Annotated in this window: 21 protein-coding genes and 1 pseudogene; 2 read left to right on the forward strand and 20 right to left on the reverse strand. The window is 35.2% G+C overall.

From position 1 onward, the window contains the following. Positions 1-163: 163 nt before the first annotated feature. From glyS to rpsU, 17 genes are all read right to left on the reverse strand, one after another. Positions 164-2,230, reverse strand: a complete 2,067-nt coding sequence (glyS, locus tag AB3U99_RS15810) for a glycine--tRNA ligase subunit beta (protein ID WP_400242447.1) — start codon at positions 2,228-2,230, stop codon at positions 164-166. Continuing rightward, positions 2,223-3,113, reverse strand: a complete 891-nt coding sequence (gene glyQ, locus AB3U99_RS15815) for a glycine--tRNA ligase subunit alpha (RefSeq protein WP_400242449.1) — start codon at positions 3,111-3,113, stop codon at positions 2,223-2,225. The genes glyS and glyQ overlap by 8 nt, the downstream gene beginning before the upstream one ends. 362 nt (positions 3,114-3,475) lie before the next feature. Beyond that, on the reverse strand, positions 3,476-4,231 hold the full coding sequence (gene recO / locus AB3U99_RS15820; RefSeq protein ID WP_400242451.1) for a DNA repair protein RecO: 756 nt from the start codon (positions 4,229-4,231) through the stop codon (positions 3,476-3,478). A gap of 33 nt (positions 4,232-4,264) precedes the next feature. After that, entirely contained in the window at positions 4,265-4,408 is a 144-nt protein-coding gene (locus tag AB3U99_RS15825; protein WP_400242453.1) for a YqzL family protein, read from the reverse strand. Between the two features lie 195 nt (positions 4,409-4,603). Further along, a complete protein-coding gene (era, locus tag AB3U99_RS15830; protein ID WP_031536609.1) occupies positions 4,604-5,518 on the reverse strand; it encodes a GTPase Era in 915 nt (304 codons plus the stop codon). Then, positions 5,508-5,909, reverse strand: coding sequence for a cytidine deaminase (cdd, locus tag AB3U99_RS15835; protein ID WP_400242455.1), 402 nt, complete (start codon positions 5,907-5,909; stop codon positions 5,508-5,510). The genes era and cdd overlap by 11 nt, the downstream gene beginning before the upstream one ends. Before the next feature lie 541 nt (positions 5,910-6,450). Next, positions 6,451-6,849 (reverse strand): diacylglycerol kinase family protein, encoded by a 399-nt coding sequence (locus AB3U99_RS15840; RefSeq protein ID WP_400242457.1) that lies wholly within the window; start codon positions 6,847-6,849, stop codon positions 6,451-6,453. After that, positions 6,827-7,297 (reverse strand): rRNA maturation RNase YbeY, encoded by a 471-nt coding sequence (gene ybeY, locus AB3U99_RS15845; protein ID WP_400242459.1) that lies wholly within the window; start codon positions 7,295-7,297, stop codon positions 6,827-6,829. The genes AB3U99_RS15840 and ybeY overlap by 23 nt, the downstream gene beginning before the upstream one ends. 12 nt (positions 7,298-7,309) lie before the next feature. Beyond that, a complete protein-coding gene (locus AB3U99_RS15850; protein WP_400242461.1) occupies positions 7,310-9,481 on the reverse strand; it encodes an HD family phosphohydrolase in 2,172 nt (723 codons plus the stop codon). Positions 9,482-9,784: 303 nt separating this feature from the next. Next, positions 9,785-10,750, reverse strand: coding sequence for a PhoH family protein (locus AB3U99_RS15855; RefSeq protein WP_400242462.1), 966 nt, complete (start codon positions 10,748-10,750; stop codon positions 9,785-9,787). Next, the gene (gene yqfD, locus AB3U99_RS15860; RefSeq protein ID WP_400242464.1) at positions 10,747-11,940 is read right to left on the reverse strand and encodes a sporulation protein YqfD; all 1,194 of its coding nucleotides are present in this window, start codon (positions 11,938-11,940) and stop codon (positions 10,747-10,749) included. The genes AB3U99_RS15855 and yqfD overlap by 4 nt, the downstream gene beginning before the upstream one ends. Positions 11,941-11,954: 14 nt before the next feature. Then, on the reverse strand, positions 11,955-12,239 hold the full coding sequence (gene yqfC / locus AB3U99_RS15865) for a sporulation protein YqfC (protein WP_341193747.1): 285 nt from the start codon (positions 12,237-12,239) through the stop codon (positions 11,955-11,957). Between the two features lie 235 nt (positions 12,240-12,474). Beyond that, positions 12,475-12,933: a hypothetical protein gene (locus AB3U99_RS15870; RefSeq protein ID WP_400242466.1), complete on the reverse strand. Its 459-nt coding sequence runs from the start codon at positions 12,931-12,933 to the stop codon at positions 12,475-12,477. 26 nt (positions 12,934-12,959) lie between these two features. Continuing rightward, positions 12,960-13,961, reverse strand: a complete 1,002-nt coding sequence (floA, locus tag AB3U99_RS15875) for a flotillin-like protein FloA (RefSeq protein WP_400242468.1) — start codon at positions 13,959-13,961, stop codon at positions 12,960-12,962. Further along, entirely contained in the window at positions 13,961-15,301 is a 1,341-nt protein-coding gene (locus AB3U99_RS15880; protein ID WP_400242470.1) for a nodulation protein NfeD, read from the reverse strand. Before AB3U99_RS15880 ends, floA begins: the two co-directional genes overlap by 1 nt. Before the next feature lie 246 nt (positions 15,302-15,547). Then, positions 15,548-15,991, reverse strand: a complete 444-nt coding sequence (locus AB3U99_RS15885) for a GatB/YqeY domain-containing protein (RefSeq protein ID WP_400242472.1) — start codon at positions 15,989-15,991, stop codon at positions 15,548-15,550. Between the two features lie 17 nt (positions 15,992-16,008). Continuing rightward, the gene (gene rpsU, locus AB3U99_RS15890; RefSeq protein WP_003152957.1) at positions 16,009-16,182 is read right to left on the reverse strand and encodes a 30S ribosomal protein S21; all 174 of its coding nucleotides are present in this window, start codon (positions 16,180-16,182) and stop codon (positions 16,009-16,011) included. A 342-nt stretch (positions 16,183-16,524) separates the two neighbouring features. Here rpsU and AB3U99_RS15895 point away from each other — a divergent pair, with 342 nt between their 5' ends. Beyond that, positions 16,525-17,442: a Na/Pi symporter gene (locus AB3U99_RS15895; RefSeq protein WP_400242514.1), complete on the forward strand. Its 918-nt coding sequence runs from the start codon at positions 16,525-16,527 to the stop codon at positions 17,440-17,442. Positions 17,443-17,511: 69 nt separating this feature from the next. Here AB3U99_RS15895 and AB3U99_RS15900 read toward each other — a convergent pair whose 3' ends face one another. Together AB3U99_RS15900 and AB3U99_RS15905 are read right to left on the reverse strand one after the other, a co-directional pair. Continuing rightward, positions 17,512-19,293, reverse strand: coding sequence for an ABC transporter ATP-binding protein (locus tag AB3U99_RS15900; protein ID WP_400242516.1), 1,782 nt, complete (start codon positions 19,291-19,293; stop codon positions 17,512-17,514). Beyond that, positions 19,283-21,043, reverse strand: a complete 1,761-nt coding sequence (locus AB3U99_RS15905; protein WP_400242518.1) for an ABC transporter ATP-binding protein — start codon at positions 21,041-21,043, stop codon at positions 19,283-19,285. The genes AB3U99_RS15900 and AB3U99_RS15905 overlap by 11 nt, the downstream gene beginning before the upstream one ends. Before the next feature lie 450 nt (positions 21,044-21,493). On the opposite strand from AB3U99_RS15905, the gene AB3U99_RS15910 reads away from it, so the two are divergent. Next, the gene (locus AB3U99_RS15910; protein WP_400242520.1) at positions 21,494-22,279 is read left to right on the forward strand and encodes an AraC family transcriptional regulator; all 786 of its coding nucleotides are present in this window, start codon (positions 21,494-21,496) and stop codon (positions 22,277-22,279) included. Positions 22,280-22,392: 113 nt separating this feature from the next. On the opposite strand, the pseudogene tnpB reads toward AB3U99_RS15910, so the two are convergent. Then, a pseudogene (tnpB, locus tag AB3U99_RS15915) lies at positions 22,393-23,562 on the reverse strand (IS200/IS605 family element RNA-guided endonuclease TnpB). Positions 23,563-23,730 lie beyond the last annotated feature (168 nt).

Raw genomic sequence — 23,730 nt, forward strand, 5'->3', positions numbered from 1 at the left:
AAATAGGCGGAATCAAAAGAAAAAGAATCCAAAGTTAACTATTTTCATCTACAAATTTTAAAAGATTTGGCTATATCTTTATCCTCATCGCGCCATTTAATTCTTACAAAACGAAACTAGGTAGGGAGTTCCCCTGCCTAGCTCTTTTTAAACCATTTATTTTTTACTTTACAATTATTTCATTTACACTTGCAAATCCTTTAATATATGAAGCAACTTCCACCATCAGATTTAAGCGATTTTCTTTAATTTTTTCTTCATCAGCCATAACCATTGTATGACCAAAGTATGCTGAAATTACATCTTTTAACGAAAATAATAAATCAAAATATGCTTCTTCATTTATCTCTGTATTAATTTTTTCCTTTACAGCTGTAAAACGATTATATAATTCATGTTCAAATTCATTTTCAAATAAACTTGGATCAACCGAAGAAATCGTTTTTGCCTTATTAGAAATATTGATGATTCTGCTTAACGCTTCAATTCCTTCTTTAAAATCCGCATTACTCTTGCGAAGCTCAAGTACTTTTGCTTTTCTTAACACACTTGCTGCTCCACCAATTTTTTCTGCTAATATCGCATCTATCATATCATAACGAATGCCTTTTTCTTGCAAGATATGCTTCACACGCAATTTAAAGAATGAAAGAACCGAATCAACTAGTTCTTGACCAGCTACTTTTGAAGTATGAGGCATTGCTTCCATCGTAAGTTCAACTAAGTTCTCAATTGATATACTCCAATTTTTATCAATTAGCGTCTGCACAATTCCTGTTGCCTGTCGTCTTAAGGCGTAAGGGTCTTGTGATCCTGTCGGAACCATTCCAATACTAAAGAATGAGACAATCGTATCTAGTTTTTCAGCAAGTGCAAGAACTGCCCCCACATTACTTTTAGCTGTTTCATCCTCTGCATGGCGCGGCATATAATGTTCATTAATAGCAACAGCTACTGCTTTTTTCTCTCCCTTTTGCAAAGCATAGCGTTCTCCCATTAATCCTTGCAGTTCTGGGAATTCATAAACCATATTGGTAACAAGGTCAAATTTCGCAATTTGTGCTGCTCTATCTACGTCCTGTTGTTCTTCTGTCGTTAGATCTAGCTTTTCAGATAAGGAAGCGGCAATCACTCGTACTCGGGCAACTTTTTCTGCTAAAGTTCCAATTTCCTCATGATAAACAATCGTTTCTAACTTTTTAAGAAGATCATCAATTACTAGTTTTTGATCTTCTTTATAGAAGAATGCTGCATCAGCAAGTCTCGCTCTTAGAACTTTCTCATTTCCTTTTGCAACTTTGTCTAAATGTTGATGATCACCATTACGAACAGTGACAAAGAATGGTAACAGCATTCCTTCTTTTGATTTCACTGGGAAATAACGTTGATGTTCCTTCATACTAGTGATTAATACTTCTGTAGGCAACTCTAAAAATGACTCTTCAAAGGTACCAAATAATGCAGTTGGATATTCAACTAGGTTGGTCACTTCATCTAATAAATCAGCATCGATTGGAATCACCCAATTGTTTTCTTCCTCTAATTTTTTAATTTGAGAAACAATAGCCTCTTTACGTTCAATTGCATTAACCATTACGTACTGAGCCAACATTTTCTTCTCATAATCAAATGGATTGTGGAAGACAATTTCTCCACCGAGGAAACGATGACCAAGAGATTTATTTGATGTTTCTACATTGGCGATAGAGAAAGGTATAATCTCCTCTCCGAATAAGGCGATAAGCCATTTTATTGGCCGTATGTAACGTAAATCATTATTTGCCCAACGCATATTTTTGGGAAACGTTAAGCTTAAAATTAACTCTTTTAATTCAGGCAATAGTTCACTTGTTTGTTTCCCTTTAATAAACTTTTTAACGTGAGCGTACTCTACACCATTTATTTCTTTAAAATATATATCATCTACTGTTAAACCCTGTCCTCTAGTAAAACCAGCAGCTGCCTTGGACCATTCTCCGCCTTCATTTTGTGCAATACGTTTAGCAGGACCTTTTGCTTCTTCTTCCATATCTTTCTGTGATTCATCTAAACCAGCAACAACTAGCGCCAATCTACGAGGAGAAGAAAATGCATGAACAGAAGTATAGCCTAATTGCTTTTCTATGAGCCATGCCTCCATCTTCTCCTTCAATGCCTTTATACTAGCAGGTATGAAGCGTGCTGGCATTTCTTCTAAACCAATTTCCAATAATAAGTCTCTTTTATTCATGACTTTCTCCCTCCTTGCTTTTTAAAATTGGGAATCCTAATTTTTCTCTTTCTTCGTAGAATGTTTTGGCAACCTTACGCGCTAAATTTCTACATCTTCCAATATACCCAGTTCTTTCAGTAACAGAAATAGCCCCTTTAGCATCCAATAGGTTGAAAACGTGAGAGCACTTTAATACATAATCATAAGCAGGATGTACTAGCCCTTCGTCCATTTGTCTATGTGCTTCTTTTTCATAGATGGAAAATAAATTAAATAACATTTCTGTATCTGACGTTTCAAATGTGTATTTACTATGTTCAAATTCTGGTTGATAAAAAATATCTTTGATTGTAAACCCATCTGTCCACTCTAAATCAAACACATTTTCTTTATCCTGAATGTATGATGCCAATCGTTCAATCCCATATGTTATTTCAACAGAAACTGGCTTACATTCAATACCACCAACTTGTTGAAAATAAGTGAATTGCGTGATTTCCATGCCATCAAGCCATACTTCCCATCCAAGACCAGCACAGCCTAGAGAAGGATTCTCCCAGTTATCCTCTACAAAACGAATATCATGCTCTAGTGGATTAATGCCTAGTGCTTTTAAAGAATCTAAGTATAGTTCTTGAATATTATCTGGTGATGGCTTCATGATTACTTGAAATTGATGATGCTGATATAGGCGGTTTGGATTTTCCCCATATCTTCCATCAGCAGGTCTTCTGGATGGCTCTACGTAAGCCACATTCCAAGGCTCAGGACCTATCGCTCTTAAAAAAGTGTAAGGACTCATCGTTCCAGCACCTTTTTCTACATCATATGCCTGCATTAGAATACAGCCATAATCAGACCAATGTTTCTGCAATGTTAAAATCATGTTTTGAATATTCATTGCTTTAAATACACCTCCGAAAATTGATAAATCATCTTTAGCATAGAAACTTTAAATCGAGACATTTTAAAGTTAGAAACACAAAAAACTCTCGTCTCTATGCCAAATTTCGACATAGGGACGAGAGTTAACCCGCGGTTCCACCCTATTTGCTGTATAAATACAGCCACTTTCATACGCAGTTGCTCCAAGAACGCCTTCCTTAATACTCATGCACTTGGCTTTCACTATCCCAAGCTCGCTTTTCATGAGGAGAACTAAGTACTACTTTCTTTTCAACGCAACACTCTTATTTACATGAATAATATCGAAAATTTTTTTAATTGTCAACCTTGCTAACACTTGGGAAATAAATTTAGTTCTTATGTAAAAGCATCCCCTAAATTTTTCATTGATTGGATAAATTTTTTAGATTTCAAATATAGTCCAGAATACTCTTCATAATAAGCATCAATAATGATGCTAAGCTCTTTCTTTGTTGTATCTTTTACTGAAATACTTCCTAGTCGCGAAATATCCATATAATAAAAAACACGAAGAAGCTTCACAGTGGACTGAGAAATTTTATAATGATACGGATCTTTTTCCAAGCATTGGTGACAGACCAATCCTCCTTCTCTTATTGAAAAAGAAAAATGGCCTTCTGTTGCACCACAAAAAACACACCGATCTAATGTTGGATATAACCCCAAACCGTTTAACATTTTTAATTCATAAATATTCACTAAAATTTCCGGGTCAAATTCTTCATTCATATAATTCAATGTTTGAAATAATAATTCGAAATGAAACGGATTGGGCTTTTTTTCATCTGTGCATTTATCAGTAAGCTCTACTATATAGCTAGCGTATGCAGTTAGAAAAATATCTTCTTTTAATCCACGCATGCTAGAGATAATATCGCCCTGCTGCATAAGCCCTAATCCACTACTGCGCTGGACGAGAAAATAACCATAGACAAAAGGTTGGGTTACAGCAGAAAGTCTGCTGTTCGGCTTTTTTGCACCTCTTGCCATGACCCCAACCTTTCCCCATTCTCTTGTATAGAGAGTAACTATTTTATTTGATTCTCCATAGTCAATTGATCTAATAACGATTCCTTCACACTTTTCCAGCATCACCATTCACCATCCCTTACTATAAAGACAGCGCTATGAGATGGGATAATCAAGTTCTGCTAGTTCCTCTTCTTGCATTCCTGGTATTTCATGATTAGCCTTTTCTAATTCTTTAAAGAGTAGATAAGTATCAATGTTACCTGTTTGGGAAAAAACTTTCCAGGTAAAGTCTAACATGTAAAACCCCACCTTTCGATTTTTAACTAGCTGTTTAAACCTTAATCTTATCATAGCCTGTCTTTATAAAATCATGAGACGAAAATATTGTTAATTGATCGCATGTATAATTTTTAATTACCTACGAATTCAAACAAGACGGTTTTTGCAAGTCTTGTTGATTTTATCCAACTAGCTTAAAACAAAAGCAAATAATTAATATTCGTCTTCTCTAAAGCCGAAGTCACGGAGCTGTGTCATTTTATTACGCCAATCTTTTTGCACTTTTACCCATAACTCTAAATAAACTTTATTTCCGAGAAGATTTTCGATATCCGTTCTCGCTCTTTTTCCAATCTCTTTCAGCATACTTCCTTGTTTACCGATAATAATCCCTTTTTGAGAATCGCGTTCAACGATGATTGTTGCCATTACATTAATAACATCGTTTGGTTTTCTCTCCATTTTCTCAATGACTACTGCAAGGGAGTGAGGAATTTCCTCTCTTGTTAAATGAAGTGCTTTTTCCCTTATTAATTCTGAAACAATAAAGCGTTCTGGATGATCGGTTACTTGATCAGCTGGATAAAATTGTGGTCCTTCTGGCAAATATTTTTTTATTTGTGTTAACAATGTTTCCACATTATTTCCCTCTAAAGCAGAGATAGGAATGATCTCTTTAAATGGATATTTTTCTTTGTATGATTCAATAATCGAAAATAATTGATCTGGGTGAATCGTATCAATTTTATTAATCACCAAAAATATCGGAGTCTTTACTGTCTGGAATTTTTCAAGAATAAATTCTTCGCCTTTTCCAAATCCTTCTTCCGCATTAACCATGAAGAGGATTAAATCCACTTCTTTCAGCGTATTTTGGGCTACCTTCATCATAAAATCACCAAGTCGATGCTTTGGCTTATGAATTCCAGGTGTATCAATAAAAATTAGCTGGGAATCATCTGTTGTTAATACACCTTGAACTTTATTTCTAGTCGTTTGTGGCTTGTCGCTCATAATGGCAATCTTTTGGCCAATTACGCGATTTAAAAACGTAGATTTCCCTACATTTGGTCTTCCAATAATGGATATAAATCCTGATTTATGCTCTGATTGATTATTAATGTTCATGTAAATCCTCCGGTGAAAATGCTCCTGGCAATAATTCTGCCACTGTTAATGTTTGTATATCGCCTTTTAAATTCGTCAATACCACTTCCATGTCTTTAGGACATAGTTCAGATATTACTTGTCTGCATGCCCCACAAGGAGAAACAGGTCCTTCTGTATCTGCAATAACAACTAGCTTCTTAAAGGTAGTATCACCTTCTGATACTGCTTTAAACAAGGCTGTTCTTTCCGCACAGTTAGTCATGCTATAAGCTGCGTTTTCAATATTGCAACCATGATAAACGGTTCCATTTTCTGAAAGAAGCGCCGCACCTACCTTGAATTTCGAGTAAGGCACGTATGCTTTCTCACGAGCAAGCTTAGCTTCTTCGATTAGAAATTCCTTTTTCATATAAACCCCTCTTTTCTTTAGCAGTTTTTTCTTTCCATTTTGCAGTTAACATTTGGGTGTATAAATAGATGCTGAAATGGTGGCGGGTTTGCCAATTGTCCCAGCTCTCTACCATTCTTTCAACAAAGCTTTATCTTAAAATAATATCTTACATTTTGGTTATCCCTTGACAGTAAGGAATGTTTATCCTTGCAAATTATTTTAAAGAAAACAATCAACGTTTACAAACTTCAGTATTGATTGACCCTATTTACTATGTACTGTCTTAAAATTATATACTAATTTGCATCTACAATAAAGAGGCAGAAGTCAGGAGTTTGTCGCTTACTGTTTGTTTTAGCTAAAGACTGGACTTTTAATAAATAGAGTCTAACAGCCTGTATTTGCCTATATAAATTTTCTTGTTTTTCAGTCAGCGAATTCAAGAATGTGCCTCGTAAAACAAAAAGGCTATCTTTAAAATCTAGACTAAAAAGCCAAATGCATTCTTCAGCTTTTTTTCGTCTAACTTTTACCAGATAACCAATGTAATATTTATTTTTTAGCCGCCTGTAATAGCTGTCACTATTTTCGGAATAAAGATGATTCCACCAATTACAACAGAAAGAATCGCTGCTACAAACACGGCACCTGCTGCTATATCCTTAGCCTCTTTTGCCAATGGATGATATTCATTGGTAACAAGATCTACCACACGTTCAACTGCTGTATTTATTAGCTCTAAGCTTATTACTAATCCAATGCAAAAAGCAATAAACATCCACTCTTGTTTTGAGAGATCATTTAAAACCCCTAATACAATCACAAGAATCGAAATAACCAAATGAATCTTTACATTTCTTTCTTGTTTTATAGCGGTTAGTATCCCGGATATAGCTAAGCGAAAGGAGGATAATTGACTGTTTTTTCGAATTCTTTTATCTTTGTAATCCGAATTCATCTAAAATATCCTTTTGAAGAGTAAACATTACTTCTTCTTCTTCCTTCGTCATATGGTCATAACCTAGTAAATGCAAAAATCCATGAACGGATAAAAATCCAAGTTCTCGCATATAAGAATGACCATATTCTTTTGCCTGCTCCTCCGCTTTATCAATGGAAATGACAAGATCCCCTAACATTCTTGGAAGACCTTCGCCAACTAACGGAATCTCCCCTTCTCCCAATTCCTCAAGTGCAAAAGAAATGACATCTGTTGGTTGATCCTTATCTCTGTATTCCTTATTTATTTCTTGAATTTGATCATTATGAACAAAAGTGATAGACAGCTCAATTTCTCCTTGCAGATTTTGTTTTACCGCTGCAAATTGAAGAAGATCATGAATTTTGGTTATTTCACTTTCCTTTACTTTTTCCGTTTCATCAATAAAATCAATCTCTAAATTCATACTCTACTTCCTTTACTTTTTCATTTCAGGATATTCGATTCGTGAATGAAAAATCCCTTTTAAAGTTTCGCTCAATGTATTTCGAACAATTTCTAATTCCTTTAATGTTAAATCACATTCATCCAATTGTCCATCTTGCAAACGATCGGAGATAATATTTTTAATTAAAGAATCAATTTGATCCGTTGTAGGAGCATTCAAGCTTCTAACTGCAGCTTCTACACTATCAGCTATCCCAATAATGGCTACCTCTCTTGTCTGTGCCTTTGGACCAGGGTAACGGTAATCACTTTCATTTACCTCTCCACCCTTTTCTTTTGCTTTAAAATAAAAATATTTTAATAAAGTAGTTCCATGATGCTGTTCCGCAATATCTACTATTTCTTTCGGGAGCTTATATTTTCTTAACAATTCTGCGCCATCCGTTGCATGGGCAATAATAATATTTTTACTTGCCTGAGGCGGAATACGATCATGGGGATTTCCCATATTCATTTGATTTTCAATAAAGAAGTGTGGCCTTTTCGTTTTACCTATATCATGATAATAACAGCCCACTCTCGCTAGCAAGCCATTAGCTCCAATGGCTTCACAGGCAGATTCAGCTAAATTAGCAACCATAACGCTGTGATGATACGTTCCAGGCGCTTCTGTTAAGATCTTACGTAAAAGTGGATGGTTCGGATTTGATAGCTCAATTAACTTGATAGTAGAAAGAACACCAAATCCAGTTTCAAGGAAAGGAAGAAATCCAATCGTTAAAACAGCGGAACTTATCCCTGAGATAATTGCCAACAGAATAAATACACCATATTCCTTTGCACCATAATGACCATTTTGCAAATACAATATCGCTAATATCGTAACAATATTGATGAAAGAAATAAAGAATCCTGCATAAAGAATATTGGTACGCTGATTTCTTTTGTTTAAAAAGAGTATTCCTGCTAAACCACTAGCGATAATGTATATTCCCATACCTACATTAAATGTTCCAGCAACCCCTTCATTAAACATAATCATTCCACATATCGCAAAAATAATCGTTACCAAAATGGCGGATTTTTCTTCCATTAATATTTTTATTAGCATAACTGCCATCGCAGCCGGAAAAATATAACCGATCTCCGTATATTCAAACTGCTGAAATACACTTACGGTTTTCATCAGTACGATGGTTACACTAAATATTAAAAAGAACATTAAATAGAATTGAATATTTTTCTCCTTGGCCTTTGCTGTTCTTTTAAATGTATAAAAATATAGCAAAGAGAGTATTGCTAATATAATGATGCCTAAACCGATAAATGGTTGAATGGAATTATCGCTATCTAACAATCCGACAAGCTCTAGCTGTCTGTGAATCTCTCTGCTAATTAGCTGTCCCTCTTCCACCAAAACTTGACCTTGAAGGACTCTTATCGGCTCTATATTATCCACTGCTTGTTGACGCATCTCCTCCGTTGCAGTCGGATCATAAAATTCATTTTGAATAATCGCAAACCTTCCTAGATCAATACTTGCGCTCTTCAAATCAGATGTCAAACCATCATTGACTTTTAAAATATCCTCTACTCTTTTTTTAGCATTTTCTACTTCATCTGATGGAATCTTTCCATTCATCACTGTATGTATTGCTGTCACCGTAATATCTTTTGCTATTTCTAATTGATCTTCAGAATAAGGAATAAGGGATTTTAAAGATCGATCCATAATTTCGTTCGTCACTTCATTTGTTAGCTTTCCTTTTAACAACTCAAGCTTTTCATCAGCAGTTGGTTCTTTTATTGACTCCTTATCCTTATTATCCTCTTCTGCTTTTTTTCGTTTTTCTTCTAATTCTTTCTCTACTTCATTATTTACTTCTGTAACAGAATCAAATATAGAGGATATTAAATCAACACGATTTTGCGCAATTTCTTTATTAACTACATATACATCCTGTACTTGGTTTTTCGCTTCTTCTTTCTTTTTCTCTGTGCTTTCCTTATCTTCTACCGTTATTGGTGAACGAATCGTTTGATCTGCTACAGAAAAAAGCTGTACATTTAATTTTTCTGGCTTTACGTTTCCATAGAGAGTAAAGAATAAAATGACACCAATAAGAACAAAAAGAGTTATTTTAAAAAAGGTGATATTCATTAGTTTTATTAAGTTATTAATTATTCTCTGCCAAACGCTCATATTTACCTCCTATCGTCAAAAAATAGGTTAATTTGCTTCCTTATTCTCATCTTGAACCTATTTCTTCATCCTTAACCAATCTAGTTGTAACTTCTTACTATGCGGCTGGTTTGAGGCTCACCCTTCAATTTCTTTGCTAGATAAGTAAAGCCACTATTTTCTTAGAAAAAATCTTATGATATGTAAAATGATAACAGTTTTTTCGATTGTTTTCACCCTTTTTCGGAATATTTCATGTTTCTTAAAACTAAACAAATAAAAAAAGAACAATCCTCTTAAGTAAAGAGATTGTTCCTTTTCATTTTAAACTTCCTGCTTTCCATATGCGTTGATAATTTTTCCAACTAGCGGATGTCTTACAACATCGCTTTCTTCTAAATGTACTAAGCCTATTCCGCTCACCTTTTGCAAAATTTGTTCCGCAACAACTAAACCAGATTTGACGCCTTTCGGCAAATCTATTTGTGTTTTATCACCAGTAATCACCATCTTAGAACCAAATCCAAGTCTTGTTAGAAACATTTTCATTTGTGCATGTGTCGTATTCTGTGCTTCATCCAATATAACAAAAGCATCATCCAATGTTCTCCCACGCATATAAGCAAGTGGCGCTACCTCAATCGTATTTCTTTCAATCAAACGTGTTGTATGCTCCATCCCGAGAACATCATGCAGTGCGTCATATAACGGGCGTAAATACGGATCCACTTTTTCTTTAAGATCTCCTGGCAAAAAGCCTAAGCTTTCACCCGCCTCAACAGCAGGTCTTGTTAAGATAATTCTATTTACTTTACCGCTCTTTAAAGCATTTACTGCCATTACAACTGCTAAATACGTCTTCCCAGTACCTGCAGGACCAATACCAAACACTAAATCATTTCTTCTAATCGAACGGATATACTCACTTTGCCCAATCGTTTTTACTCTAATTGATTTTCCTTTAACCGTTTTGGCTATTTCTTCATCGTATAGCGCCCCAAAGTATTCGAGTGTTCCTTTCTTTGCCAAAGAGATCGCATATATCACATCTCGTTGGCTAATGGAAACACCCTTTCGGATGACTTGTAAAAGTTTATCAACAATATCCCCAACAAGCTCTATCGAATCAGGACTTTCAGAAGAAACAAGCAGCGTTTCTCCTCTCGTTACGATGTTACAATCTAATTCTTTTTCAAGTACTTGCAGATTGCTATCTCCATTACCAAGTAAAGCAATAGCTTCGTTTGGATCTTTCAATTTTACATTCATCGTTTTTAAATCTTCTGTCATTCTGTATCTCCTTGAATTAGAGGTTGTGCTTTCGCAATGTTTTCTATTGTTGTAAAAGCTATATTTAGTTTTACTTTACCATTCTTTATATCGCGTTGTAAAATTTTTTCTTCCTTAATTTTCCCATCTTCGCCAATTCGTTTCAATATATCCTTTCTCGCATCTTCCTTCCCTTTCTTCACAGCTTCTTTCTCACTATAACCTCTTTTTACGATTTCCTTTTCCCGATATGTTTTATCGACAATCTTAATTGGTAACTCCCATTTAAAAAACTTAACGTTCGTCTCATTCTCTTCTTTTTCATACTGCTTATACTCTATTTTTCCAAAACCCCATACTGGTATATCCCACTTACCCAGCTTCATATAAAATTTTTGCTTTTCTTCTCCATTAAATACTTGGAAAGTCGTTTCTAATGGAACTGTCACTTCTGTCGTATACCACACTTCTCCCCATATTTTTCCTTTAGCAGAAACACTTTTTGTATGATCTTCCTTTCCTATTGTGCCAGCAACTAATAATTGCCCTTTTCTTACCACTTCATTGATTGTATATTGTTTCGTACCCGATTCCACAAAATCAGTTACAATTGTCGCTTTTTTCGTTGCTACTAAGTTTTGTGGTCCCACTTCTTCCTTTTTTTCAGGTTCATTTTTTTCAACAACCTGGAAATGATAAGTTGTCCCTTTTAACTCCACACCAATCCATGTAATCGCATCAATATTATTTGTTAATTCTGCTTGGATCTTATCTAACTCTTTTGCAAAAAATTGAGATTTGCCAATTTTTATATCCATCTTATCAAGCTGCTTACGTATCTGATATTCTGTGGCTGGATTCGCTCCTTTAATTTCAATTCCCCAAACCATATTTGATAAAGTAAGAACTAGTCCTAAAAAAAGAAACACTCCAATTACAAACCCACTATTCTTCCACATTCTTTTATATAGAAACGGAGCTCCAGCTTTGCGCTGAAACTCTATTTTTATTCCGCTGCTTCTCACTACATGACGAAGACGATGGATTTTCTTTAGACTAATTTGAAAAGTTACAGCATGCGGTCCATGTTTCTTTATGTTCCAGACTGAAATATCATTTTTTAATAGCTTATTTAAAAAGCGTTCTAATCCTTTGCCCGTTGCCTTTACTGTAATAATCCCTGTGATATACTCCACCCAATGATTTTTCATATTTTCCTCCCAAATCACTCATTTATGTATAAAACTTGATCTATTTTCCCTTCTAATAATATTTCTTCTGGTAATATCGTTTTAATAACAAATCCTTTTCCTTTAATAAGGAGTTGACCTTGTTTTAAAAGCAATCGTAATTCTTTATCTGAAAAAGTGATTAATCCTCGGTGGTTCTCTACGTAAACATGTATTTGTCCAATCATTGTGATTCTAGGTAAGTCCATCATGACATCTTGAGGAAGTTCTAAGTTTTTAATCATCCAGTTCCGCAAGTTGTTTCCCCACTTTTTAGCCATAAAAAAAGAACCCCCCTTTCCTCTCTCTTATGAGATTCTCTAGTTAGACGGTACACTTTCTTACACTTACTAACATCATATTCAAGGAGTTTTACATTATGCTAAGAAAAACTCTTGTAACAGGCTATCTCAGGAGATTTTCTTCCGCTTTTAGTTACATAACTAAAAAAGAGCTATCATCAAGCAATCTTTTCTCTATACGAGAAATAATGCTTGATAATAACTCTTTATGGTTTTAATTCATGTTCTTCGCTTTGCGTTGCATAGAGGCTCTATGTGGATTTCTTGCTCTAGGTGAAGCTAATACTTCGGAAAATACTACCGCTTGAATAATATTATCCTTTGTAAAGAAACCTTCTGAATCCGAATCCAAATTCGCTTCCTTTTTAAGAATCGGCGCTTGAACTCCTCTATTTCGTTGTTGTTCCATCATTTTAATTTTCTTTTGTAAACTTGCATTTTCCCGTTCTAGCCGTTCTAGCCTTTCTAGCTCAGAAAGTGGCTTTTCCACATGCTTTACTACTTTTTTGGGCTTCTCAGGGGCGATAATCACGGTTTGCTCTCTTACAACATCTGGTTTTACAGACTTTGGTGCTTGTGGTCTAGTTTGCCTTGGTGCTTGTTTTTTACTTTTATCAAAAACAGAAGAGAAGAGAAAAGCTGCAACCGCAATAATTATTGGAAGGATTTCCAAATCATACTCCCTCCCTTTCCAAAAGTTTACTCATTATCATCTTTATTTTTTTGATCATCTGTCAATTTGCCAATAGAGCCTCTCATTTCCGTATCAGCAGTAATGTTTTGTAAATTCATATAATCCATTACACCAATATTTCCTGATCGTAATGCGTCTGACATAGCCATAGGAACTTCCGCTTCTGCTTCAACAACTTTGGCACGCATTTCTTGTACTCTTGCTTTCATCTCTTGTTCTTGGGCAACTGCCATTGCTCTACGTTCTTCTGCTTTCGCTTGCGCAATTTTCTTATCTGCTTCAGCCTGCTCTGTTTGCAATTCTGCCCCAATGTTTTTGCCGATATCAACATCCGCAATATCAATCGATAGAATTTCAAAAGCTGTTCCAGCATCCAAGCCCTTTGATAGGACGGTTTGAGAAATCATATCTGGATTTTCTAACACTTTTTTATGGTTTTCAGACGAACCGATTGTAGAAACAATACCTTCACCTACTCTGGCTACAATTGTTTCTTCACCAGCTCCCCCTACCAATCTTTCAATATTTGCACGTACTGTAATTCTTGCTTTTGCTTTAACTTCAATACCATCCATCGCTACACCAGCAATAAAAGGTGTTTCAATTACTTTCGGGTTAACACTCATCTGCACTGCTTCTAAAACATCACGGCCTGCTAGATCAATAGCAGCACATCTTTCAAATGTTAGCTCAATATTCGCACGATGAGCAGCGATTAAAGCATTTACAACTCTATCGACATTTCCTCCTGCAAGATAATGACTTTCCAATTGATTAATTGTAACGTTTAATCCTGCTTTATGTGCTTTAATAAGCGGATTAACTACACGACTTGGAATAACCCTTCTTAAACGCATCCCAATTAAAGTAAAAATACTAATTTTAACCCCTGCTGCTAAAGCAGAAATCCATAGCATAACTGGTACAAAGGTTAAAAGAACCCCTAATAAAATAACTGCTAACACTACTATTATAATCCAAAAAATTTCTATTCCTCCAAGTAACATTACTCATCCTCCTTTTGTATATCTATCGTTAGTATTTCCCTAACAACAATCCTTGAACCTTCTGCTTTTACTACTTTTACTCGCTTCTCTTTGTCAATAAAACTACCTTCACTCACTACATCAATTCTTTCGTCGTCAACAAGAACTACTCCCGCAGGACGTAATGCTGTTAAGGCAATTCCTGTTTTTCCAATCAATTCCTTTCGGCTTTGATTAGAAACGTACCCACTTTCTGTGTTCGTTGAGTCGGTTAATATTATTTTTCTAAAGAATCTCATTTTTCTACCAAACACCTTTACTAATAAGATAGATGCAATAACTGAAACACCTATTGCGATTAAAAGGCTTATCCCTATCACCGTAAAATCGCCACTCGCAAGAAACATACTAGCAATCACAGCAACAATCCCTATTGCCCCTGCTATTCCTCCAACAACAAAGAATTCCAATATAATCAAGAGAATTCCTATTATAAAAAGAATGAGACTTTCATATCCCGCAAGGCCTGCAACTAAGTGACCATAGAAAAATAATAGCAAAGCAGAAAGCCCAGCAAAACCAGGTAAACCAAATCCCGGTGAATATAACTCAATAATTAACCCTAAACTACCGATTGACAATAAAATAGGAATTATTATAGGGTTAGTCACAAACCTTGCTATTTTATCCGCAAAGCTTTCATCCACCCTTTCTACCTTCGCATTCTGTAAACCAAGTTCACCAAGTATATCATCTAAACTATGGACTGTAGCATTAGAATAATTTATCTCTTCCGCTTCCGTTGAAGTTAAAGTTAAAAAGGTTCCTGATTCCTTCATTCCTGGAATGGCGATTGATTTATCAGCCATTGCCATCGCATAAATTGGGTCTCTCCCTGTCTTTTCTGCAGCACCTTTCATTGCAGAAATCCAGTAAGATTGCGCTTTTTCATCTGCTGCATTTCCTTGTCCATCAATTACTCCAGATGACCCTATCCTGCTTCCCTCCACCATATAGATTTCATCGGTATTTAACGCAATGTAGGAACCTGCTGAAATAGCATCTTGGTTAATAAAGGTGACGGTTTTGATATCCGTTTCAGAAATTCTTTTTCCTATTTCGATTGCAGCAGAAACATCTCCACCAGGTGTATTCATGTCAAAAATAATCGCACTAGCCTGATTTTCTTCGGCTTCCGTAATTGCTCGATCTAGAAACTCACTTAAACCTTTTTCCACAGTATTCTTTATCGGCACAACATACACAATTTCATTATTATTCGCATAGATAAAACTAGGTATAAACGATAGAAAAAAGATAACAAGAAGAGGAAGCAATAATCGTTTCTTATGTCTTCTCAAATTCTCCCTCCTTTCCAAACTGTGTAGTATTTTTATGCTATGACTATGTATACGGTTGACTTTACAAAAAGTTTCATTTTATTTTTTATTTTTATTTTTTATAAATCTATTTTATTATATGTTTTTTTGAAACAGGATAAAACCGTTATCTTGCAAATGACTCTATGACCGTCAAGAAAACCTTTTCAATATATGTATGTAAAAAGGCTGCAGACTTTATCTGCAGCCTTTAAAACATAAACTTATTTATGAAAGGTGTTGTTGTACAAGTTTATTTACTAGTGAACCGTCTGCTTTTCCTTTTACTTTAGGCATTAAAGCAGCCATCACTTTTCCCATTTCTTTCTTAGAAGAAGCACCTGTTTCATCAATTGCTTGTTTCACAATTTCAGCTAGTTCCTCTTCTGAAAGTTGTTCAGGCATATATATTTCAACATGTTTTAACTCCGCACGTATTTTGTCAACAAGATCTTCACGACCTGCTTTCTCAAACTCATGGAGGGAGTCTTTGCGTTGTTTTACTTCGCGAGAAAGGACAGATAACTCGTCTTCTTCAGAAAGATCTCTACCAAGCTTAATTCTTTCATTCTGAATGGCAGCCTTAATCATTCGAATTACAACTAGTTTATCTTTTTCTTTGTTTTTCATCGCTTGCTTCATATCATTGTTTAAACGTTCGAGAAGACTCAATTTTGCTACACCCTCTCTTAGAACTTACGTTTTCTTGCTGCTTCTGATTTTTTCTTACGTTTCACACTTGGTTTCTCGTAGAATTCGCGCTTTCTAGCTTCCTGCAAAGTACCAGTTTTTGATACTGAACGTTTGAAGCGACGAAGAGCATCTTCAAGCGATTCGTTTTTACGAACGACGGTTTTAGACATTCTCTTTCCCTCCCTCCGAACACAACACACTAACATCAACATGGTTTCCATGTACCTTGACATTATAATATATCAAAGTGACAAGGTCAACCGTATTTGACCTAGTTAGACAAATTGTTTTAAAAAAAACGCAAAAAAAGGGTGTTTTGTACAATAATCAGCCCTTTTCTCCCTCTAATCCTTTCTCGTCCTTTATTTTTCCCCTCTATAGAATATTATAAACACATGCCATACCAAAACTATGAGACCAACATATGATACCTTCTCAATCACTTATTTAGCAGTAAATGACATGTCCACAGTCTTTTCTTCATATAGTTTTCATAGAGGAGGAAGCATATAATGATTTATCTTTTACTGTTTATCGTTCTTATCCTTTTATTTATTTTTGGGATGACCCTTTTACGGACAGGTTTATTTAATTTATCTTCCCAGTCACTTAAAGGCTGGCTTGAAAAACTAACAGATAAACCATGGAAGGGGTTAATTATCTCGATTTTAATTACAGCACTACTTCAAAGCAGTGCTGCGGTAATGGTGCTAACGATTGGGCTGATTTCCGCAAGAGTTTTAACCTTCCCTCAATCCATCGGGATTATTTTAGGAACGAATATTGGGACCACATTGACAACTGAATTCATTACTTTCGACATCAATGATTATTTACTGCCGCTGGCTATCATCGGTGTCCTATTTATGATTATTAACAAATCCCATTTAAGAAGTATTGGCTTCATTTTATTTGGTATTTCGATCGTCTTTACAACAATGCGTGGATTTAAATATTTTGCTGGGATGATTGAACACCATCCCCTTTTAAACACTTTTTTTCTTCAGCTAGCTGATCAACCTATTATCGCTCTTTTAGTTGGCATTGGTGTTACTGCATTGATTCAATCGAGCACAGCAACGATTGGAATTATTATGGGTTTTTTAGAGGCAGGATTGCTTCCTTTAGAAATTGCTATAGCAATTATGCTAGGTTCTAATATCGGCACATGTATTACATCTTATTTAGCATCAATAGGAACAGAAAAAAGCGCAAAGCTATGTGCATATGCTCATATTTGGCTAAATATCGGAGGAGTTATTCTATTCTATCCTTTCATCGATGAATTAGCAGCTACTGTTAAAAATATGACTGCTGACATCGATGTTCAGCTTGCCCATGCAAGCCTAATATTTAATGTCCTCTCTTCTCTTCTAGTTCTTCCATTTGCCGAGCGTTTCGGCAAGTTAATTATGCGTATACATAGCTGAAGAATTTTGCTTAGTCCCTTGACATGAGAAAGAGGTGTAGACATTGAGATAATGTCTGCACCCCCTTTTTCACATAACCTTGAGTAAATCATATTGTGATTGATATAAACGATAATACAATCCTTTTTTTGCCATTAATTCTTCATGAGTACCTTTTTCCGCAATTCTTCCACCATCTACATAGAATATTTGACTGCTATTTTTAATGGTCGACAATCGATGAGCGATAATAAAAGAGGTCCTTCCTTTAAGTAATTCCGCTATCCCTTCTTGTAGAAGCTCCTCCGTTTTGGTATCAATACTACTAGTAGCTTCATCCAAAATTAAGATTTTAGGATTTGCTAAAAGCGCCCTTGCAAAGGATATTAATTGTCTTTGTCCTGCTGATAAAGTACTGCCCCGTTCTTCAACAACCGTATGATACCCATCCTTTAGATCTTTAATGAAGTCATGGGCCCTGACAATTTTAGCCGCTGTAATTATTTCGTCTTCTGTTGCATCCAATTTTCCATAACGAATATTATCAAGGATTGTTCCTGAAAATACAAAGGTATCTTGAAGCATTACCCCCATTTGAGAGCGTAACGATTTCAATGTCACATCACGTACATCGATATCATCTATTTTTACGCATCCTTCATTAACATCATAAAACCTGCTAAGTAAATTAATGATAGTTGACTTTCCTGCTCCAGTTGGTCCGACTAAAGCAATGCTTTCTCCTGCATTAATATGGAAACTGACATCGTTAAGAATGTTTTTCCCTTCTTCATAACGGAAAGAGACATCATCAAATGTTACGTTTCCTTTAATAGTTGGCATTTGAATCGCTTTAGGATTATCTTTAATATCTGGCTCTACATCCAACGTTTCAAAAATCCGTTCCAAATAAGCAGATGCTGTAATAAGAGCATTATAAAAATTTCCCATATTAATTACTGGATTCCAAAAGTTGTTTACATATCCAATAAATGCAACGAGTGTCCCTGTACTGACATCTACTCCAATCTGACGGATCCCTACGAAATAAATTAAGCTTGTTGTCAATACGGAGATATTTTGTACACCTGGCCATAGTAAAAACTGAATGGAAACAGCCTTCATCCAAGAAGTACGGGTTTCATTGCTCACTTCATCAAATATTTCATAATTCTCATCTTCTCTTGCAAATGATTGTGTAATCTTTATCCCTGAAATACTTTCATGAATATATGCATTCATATTGGATTGTTTATTACTTAACACTTGATATGCTTTTCTTTGCATATTTTTAATAACCCAAACCAATATTCCTAAAACAGGGAGAAGCGCTAAACTATATAATGTTAATTTTGCATCTATCGCAAACATAAAAATCAAGGTAATAATTACACTGATTATATCTGAGATTAGATTTATTAATCCGTTACTTAATAAATCACTCAATGTATTAATATAGTTAACTACTCTTATCAATATTTTTCCATGTGGACGATTATCAAAATAAGAAAAAGGTAACTTTTGCAAATGCTGAAAAATATCCAGGCGCATATCCTTTAAAATATTTTGACCGATTCGTGTAATCCACTGAATACGATAGCGCATACATATTCCAATTACAACGAGGGATAACAAAAATAGGATACTGAGTCCAATTAATAGTGGAATATTTTTATCTGGTATGATTTCATCGATTGCTATTTTCGTAAAGAACGGACCGAGCATCCCTGCAACATTGGCAGTTAATATGATCAGCAATGTAATAAACAATGCCTTTTTATAAGGTTTAATATAAGCGCCGATACGTTTGTAGTGGCTCCAGTTAAATTCGGTTTCTAATTCTTCATCAACATTAAATTTATTACGGGCCAATGGTTGCTCCCCCTTCTTCCTGCTCTACTAGTCCTAGTTGCCTTTTGTAAACATCATAATACAGCCCATTTTTCGCAACAAGCTCTGAATGCGTACCCTGTTCTTTTACTTCTCCTTTGTCGAGAACTAAAATAAAATCTGCATCCCTTACAGAAGAAATTCGGTGTGCAATAATGAATGTTGTTTTATTTTGGGTTAGCTGATTTAATTCCTTTTGGATTTTACTTTCTGTTTCCATATCTACTGCAGATGTTGTATCATCCAAAATTAAGATAGATGGATCCTTTGCTAATGCTCTTGCTAAGGATATCCTTTGCTTTTGACCACCTGATAGGCCAACTCCACGTTCTCCCACAATTGTATTGTAGCCCTCAGGCATTCTGACGATAAAATTATGAGCATCTGCTATAGCAGCAACACGCTGAATCTGTTCCATATTCAAATATGGATTTCCAAAGGAGATGTTTTCTTCAATTGTATTTGAAAACAAGAAGATATCTTGCATAACCATGGAAATCTGATCACGTAGCTTCCGCACTGGCCATTCTTTGGCATTTACGTGATCAATTAATACTTCCCCTTCTGTCGGATCATAGAATCTGGCAATTAGGTTAACTAGTGTAGATTTACCTGAACCTGTTTCCCCTAATATTCCCACCGTTTGTCCAGGTCGGACAGCAAAGGACACATTTTTTAATATTTTTGTTTCTGGATCATCAGAAAACGCAAAGGACACATTTTTAAACGCAACGAAGCCAGAAATTTTCTTCGTATGTTTCTTTTCTTCCACTATAATTTGCGGTTCTGTTTTTAATAAGTTTCGGATTTTTAAACAGGATGCATTAAAACGCTGTACATCATTTATTAACCATCCGCTCATTCGCATTGGCATATTTAATAACCACATAAATCCATTAAAAGTTACTAAATCCCCAATAGTCATACTGCCTTGAATAACAAATAATCCACCTAGTAATAATGTGATGACAGCGAGTAAACCTGCAAAGCCGTCTAACCATGGCAAGTATTTTTTTGAAACATTGGCAGAATCAAGATTACGCTTTTGATAATCGTTATTAAAATGATTGAACTTTTCAATTTCGTATTCTTCTCGCGAAAATGCTTTGACCACTCTGTTCCCACTAATATTTTCTTCTACCATCGAGTTCAGCCTTGAAAAGCTTTCTCGAATTTCTAAAAAAACAGGATGTGCTGCTCTGGACATTTTTTGTGTAAATATAAAAATGATTGGTGTGATCGCAACTAACCCTAAAGTTAATTTCCAATCAATATTCATCATAACGATAATTGCTACTACAAACCAAATAACACATTCGGCTATGTTATAGCATACCCATGAAATGAAATGACGTATAGCGTCCATATCCCCTGTCATTCTCGCCATAATATCTCCTACTCTATTATGATTGAAGAAATCAAAATCAAGCTCTTGTAGCTTCTTATACATATCTTGCCTGATCTCAAACTGTGCGTCCTGACCAACTTTTTCATATAATAATTGATATATGTAACGGGTAACGGTTCTAATAAGTGTTGCTCCTACCATCGCTAACAGAATTGGAACTAAAAGTTGTACTTGATTATTCTCAATGACTTCATCAATTAACCTCCCGCTTAAAATAGGAATTATCACTACAAAGAAGGAATTTGCCAATAAAATCAATGTTGCGGTAATTACTTTTTTCTTATTCTTCTTTACATAACTCCAAATCCATTGATAATTATTCAATAGGAATCTACACTCTTTCTCTTTTAATTTGTTTACTTCAAAAATGATATTTCCAAAGATATTTAAATATACGTATAATTCGAAATTCACTACGTAAAATCGATAATATCTCTCAAAACAAATATAAGAGGGTATACAAAACTTGAATTCGTTTTCATATCTTTCCCAACTCTCCCATCTTTTTTGGCATTGTTAAATCCATTGTTATGCATCGGCTTCTTTTTGCTTTTCCCTTTGCCATTTTTGCAGCTAACAAATACTTGTCAACAATGCGCCATTAGAATTAAAAACGAGTAGTCTCATTATTAGTGTAGTGATACTACTTGTAGGCAATAAGAAATAAAATACTCATTTCTTATTACAGATTAATTTTAGTCATCACTGATTGACGTAACTAGTACTTAAATTGTATAATTATGGACAAAATTTGACTTGAAAGGAGCACATTGAATGTTATACTATCAATCAAATTATTTTGGACAAAATGGAGATTTTGATCGTATTTCAGCATCCAATCCCAATAATCTCCCACATTTCCATCGCAGCATGGAGCTTGTAATGGTCGATGAAGGGACGCTGGATCTTACTATTCAAAATAAAACTTATACCCTTCGCACAGGTGAGAACGCTCTCATTCTTTCGAATCAAATACATAGTTTGCAAAGCAAGCAAAAAAACCATTCCTGGATTTATGTCTTTTCTCCAGAGTTGGTCAATCAATTTTATCAATTAAGCAAAAATAAAGATTTAATTCAACCAATATTCCGGTTACAGCCTGGTATTAGTGAGCTGATTCAAGAGATTTTAATTACTAATAAAAGCTCGATGATAGCCAAAAAAGGTCTACTTTATTTGATCTGTGCTGAATTATTAAATCAAACAACTTTTAAAGAGGAAGCAAGAAGAGATGATTATTTATTACATGATTTACTGAACTATATCCAGAATCATTTTACAGAGGAGCTTTCATTAAAAGATTTGTCCCAAAAATTTGGCTATGACTATTCCTACCTATCTAGATTTTTCACAAAGATACTGAAAGTTCCATTCGTTGATTTTCTTAATGGACATCGTGTCACATTGGCATCTCAATTATTAAAAACTACGGATAGCAAAATTACGGAAATTGCCGATATAGTCGGATATCGAAATATTCGTAGCTTTAATCGTAATTTCGAAAAAATTATGAATACCACTCCAAGTAATTATCGAAAAATTTATATGGAAAGTTATTAGTCTTACATACTTATTGAACGTTTTTGAACTACTCACCCCTTATCGACCTTACGGACTGATTGAAGGGGGAGATTCCTACGAACACCAAAGTATCCTTCTGTTATCTTAGTAGGCTACCCCGCAGTTCCTGCGGTTAGACGTCTTAACGCTTCATTTTTGAGATTGATTGCTGTGTTAATATCTCGATTTTCATGATGGGTATGGCATTTGGGACATTCCCATTCACGTAAGCCAAGATTTTTAACATCTTTGTTTTGGTAGCCACAACTGGAGCAAAGCTGACTGGATGGAAAGTTCTTTACAACTGTCACCACCTTTTTTCCATACCATTTTGCCTTGTATTCCATCATGGTTTTGAATTCTGACCATGATACTTCACTAATGGCTTTGGCAAGGTTGTGATTTTTCAACATACTTGATACGCACAAATCTTCCATCCCGATTATGTCGTGGTTTTTGACCATATCAGTGGAGATTTTGTGCAAGTAATCCTTTCTTGCGTTTGCCATTTTCTCGTGAATGCAGGCAACTTTTCGTTTGACTTTATACCAGTTTGAGCCACCAACGGTTCGTCTGCTCATATTCGTTGAAATGCAGCTAACTTTTCTTCCAATGTGCGAAAGAATTTAGGGTTAGAGAAAGTTGTACCATCTGAAGAATAGCAAAATATTTCAGCCCAACATCTACTCCAATAGCGGAATTTATTTTAGGTACTCTATCACTTCCACTTCTGCACCGATAGAAAGGAAGTACTTTCCTGACGGATTAAGTCTAATGGTAGCACTCCGTATCTTGCCTTCAACTTCACGACTTTTGGCAAAGCGAACCAGACCAAGTTTAGGCAGCTTCATATAATTACCTTCAACAGCGATATTTCCGTTTGTATGCTTTGTCGTGTAGGATTGCACTGGATTCTTCTTCGATTTAAAGCGTGGATACTTATTTTGTTTTTTGTAGTATCGTTCAAAAGAATCAGCCAAGTTTTCAACCGATTTCTGCAAAGCAATACTATCCACTTCTTTCAGAAAAGAATAGTGTTTCTTTAATTCTGGAATTGCCTTTACTGTTTCATATTTGTTCAACCATTTTCCTTTCCAATTATTCGTTGGAAGCTGACTATTTTGAACCATTTCTTCAACAATATACCAATAAGCGTCTTTGTCTTTCTTCTTAACTAGAAAGAAATGGAATGTGAACCTCACACAACCAATCGTTTTATTGATAAGTTCCATTTGTTTTTTATTTGGATAGATACGAAACTTATATGCTTTATTAACGATCATTGCGCTCACTCCTATAACACGAATATATGTTCTTATTTTGCTATAAGAGGATGTGTTTTGGCTATCGCCAACCGACATTCATCTCCCCCTTATCGTTGGGCTACAGCCCTGCTCACAATGGAAGAGGGAGTCTTCTGTCGGAAAATGATAAAAAAAATCCTTAGAGAA

This window comes from Niallia tiangongensis, assembly GCF_044704065.1.
In the GTDB taxonomy this organism is placed as follows: domain Bacteria; phylum Bacillota; class Bacilli; order Bacillales; family Cytobacillaceae; genus Niallia; species Niallia tiangongensis.

Coding starts and splice junctions, on each gene's coding strand:
- rpsU (WP_003152957.1), bottom strand. CDS start 16,182: ATGTCTAAAACCGTCGTTCGTAAAAACGAATCGCTTGAAGATGCTCTT.
- AB3U99_RS15895 (WP_400242514.1), top strand. CDS start 16,525: ATGATTTATCTTTTACTGTTTATCGTTCTTATCCTTTTATTTATTTTT.
- AB3U99_RS15855 (WP_400242462.1), bottom strand. CDS start 10,750: ATGACAGAAGATTTAAAAACGATGAATGTAAAATTGAAAGATCCAAAC.
- AB3U99_RS15910 (WP_400242520.1), top strand. CDS start 21,494: ATGTTATACTATCAATCAAATTATTTTGGACAAAATGGAGATTTTGAT.
- era (WP_031536609.1), bottom strand. CDS start 5,518: ATGAACATTAATAATCAATCAGAGCATAAATCAGGATTTATATCCATT.
- yqfD (WP_400242464.1), bottom strand. CDS start 11,940: ATGAAAAATCATTGGGTGGAGTATATCACAGGGATTATTACAGTAAAG.
- yqfC (WP_341193747.1), bottom strand. CDS start 12,239: ATGGCTAAAAAGTGGGGAAACAACTTGCGGAACTGGATGATTAAAAAC.
- glyS (WP_400242447.1), bottom strand. CDS start 2,230: ATGAATAAAAGAGACTTATTATTGGAAATTGGTTTAGAAGAAATGCCA.
- ybeY (WP_400242459.1), bottom strand. CDS start 7,297: ATGAATTTAGAGATTGATTTTATTGATGAAACGGAAAAAGTAAAGGAA.
- recO (WP_400242451.1), bottom strand. CDS start 4,231: ATGCTGGAAAAGTGTGAAGGAATCGTTATTAGATCAATTGACTATGGA.
- glyQ (WP_400242449.1), bottom strand. CDS start 3,113: ATGAATATTCAAAACATGATTTTAACATTGCAGAAACATTGGTCTGAT.
- cdd (WP_400242455.1), bottom strand. CDS start 5,909: ATGAAAAAGGAATTTCTAATCGAAGAAGCTAAGCTTGCTCGTGAGAAA.
- AB3U99_RS15850 (WP_400242461.1), bottom strand. CDS start 9,481: ATGAGCGTTTGGCAGAGAATAATTAATAACTTAATAAAACTAATGAAT.
- AB3U99_RS15840 (WP_400242457.1), bottom strand. CDS start 6,849: ATGAATTCGGATTACAAAGATAAAAGAATTCGAAAAAACAGTCAATTA.
- floA (WP_400242468.1), bottom strand. CDS start 13,961: ATGTTACTTGGAGGAATAGAAATTTTTTGGATTATAATAGTAGTGTTA.
- AB3U99_RS15825 (WP_400242453.1), bottom strand. CDS start 4,408: ATGTTAGACTTTACCTGGAAAGTTTTTTCCCAAACAGGTAACATTGAT.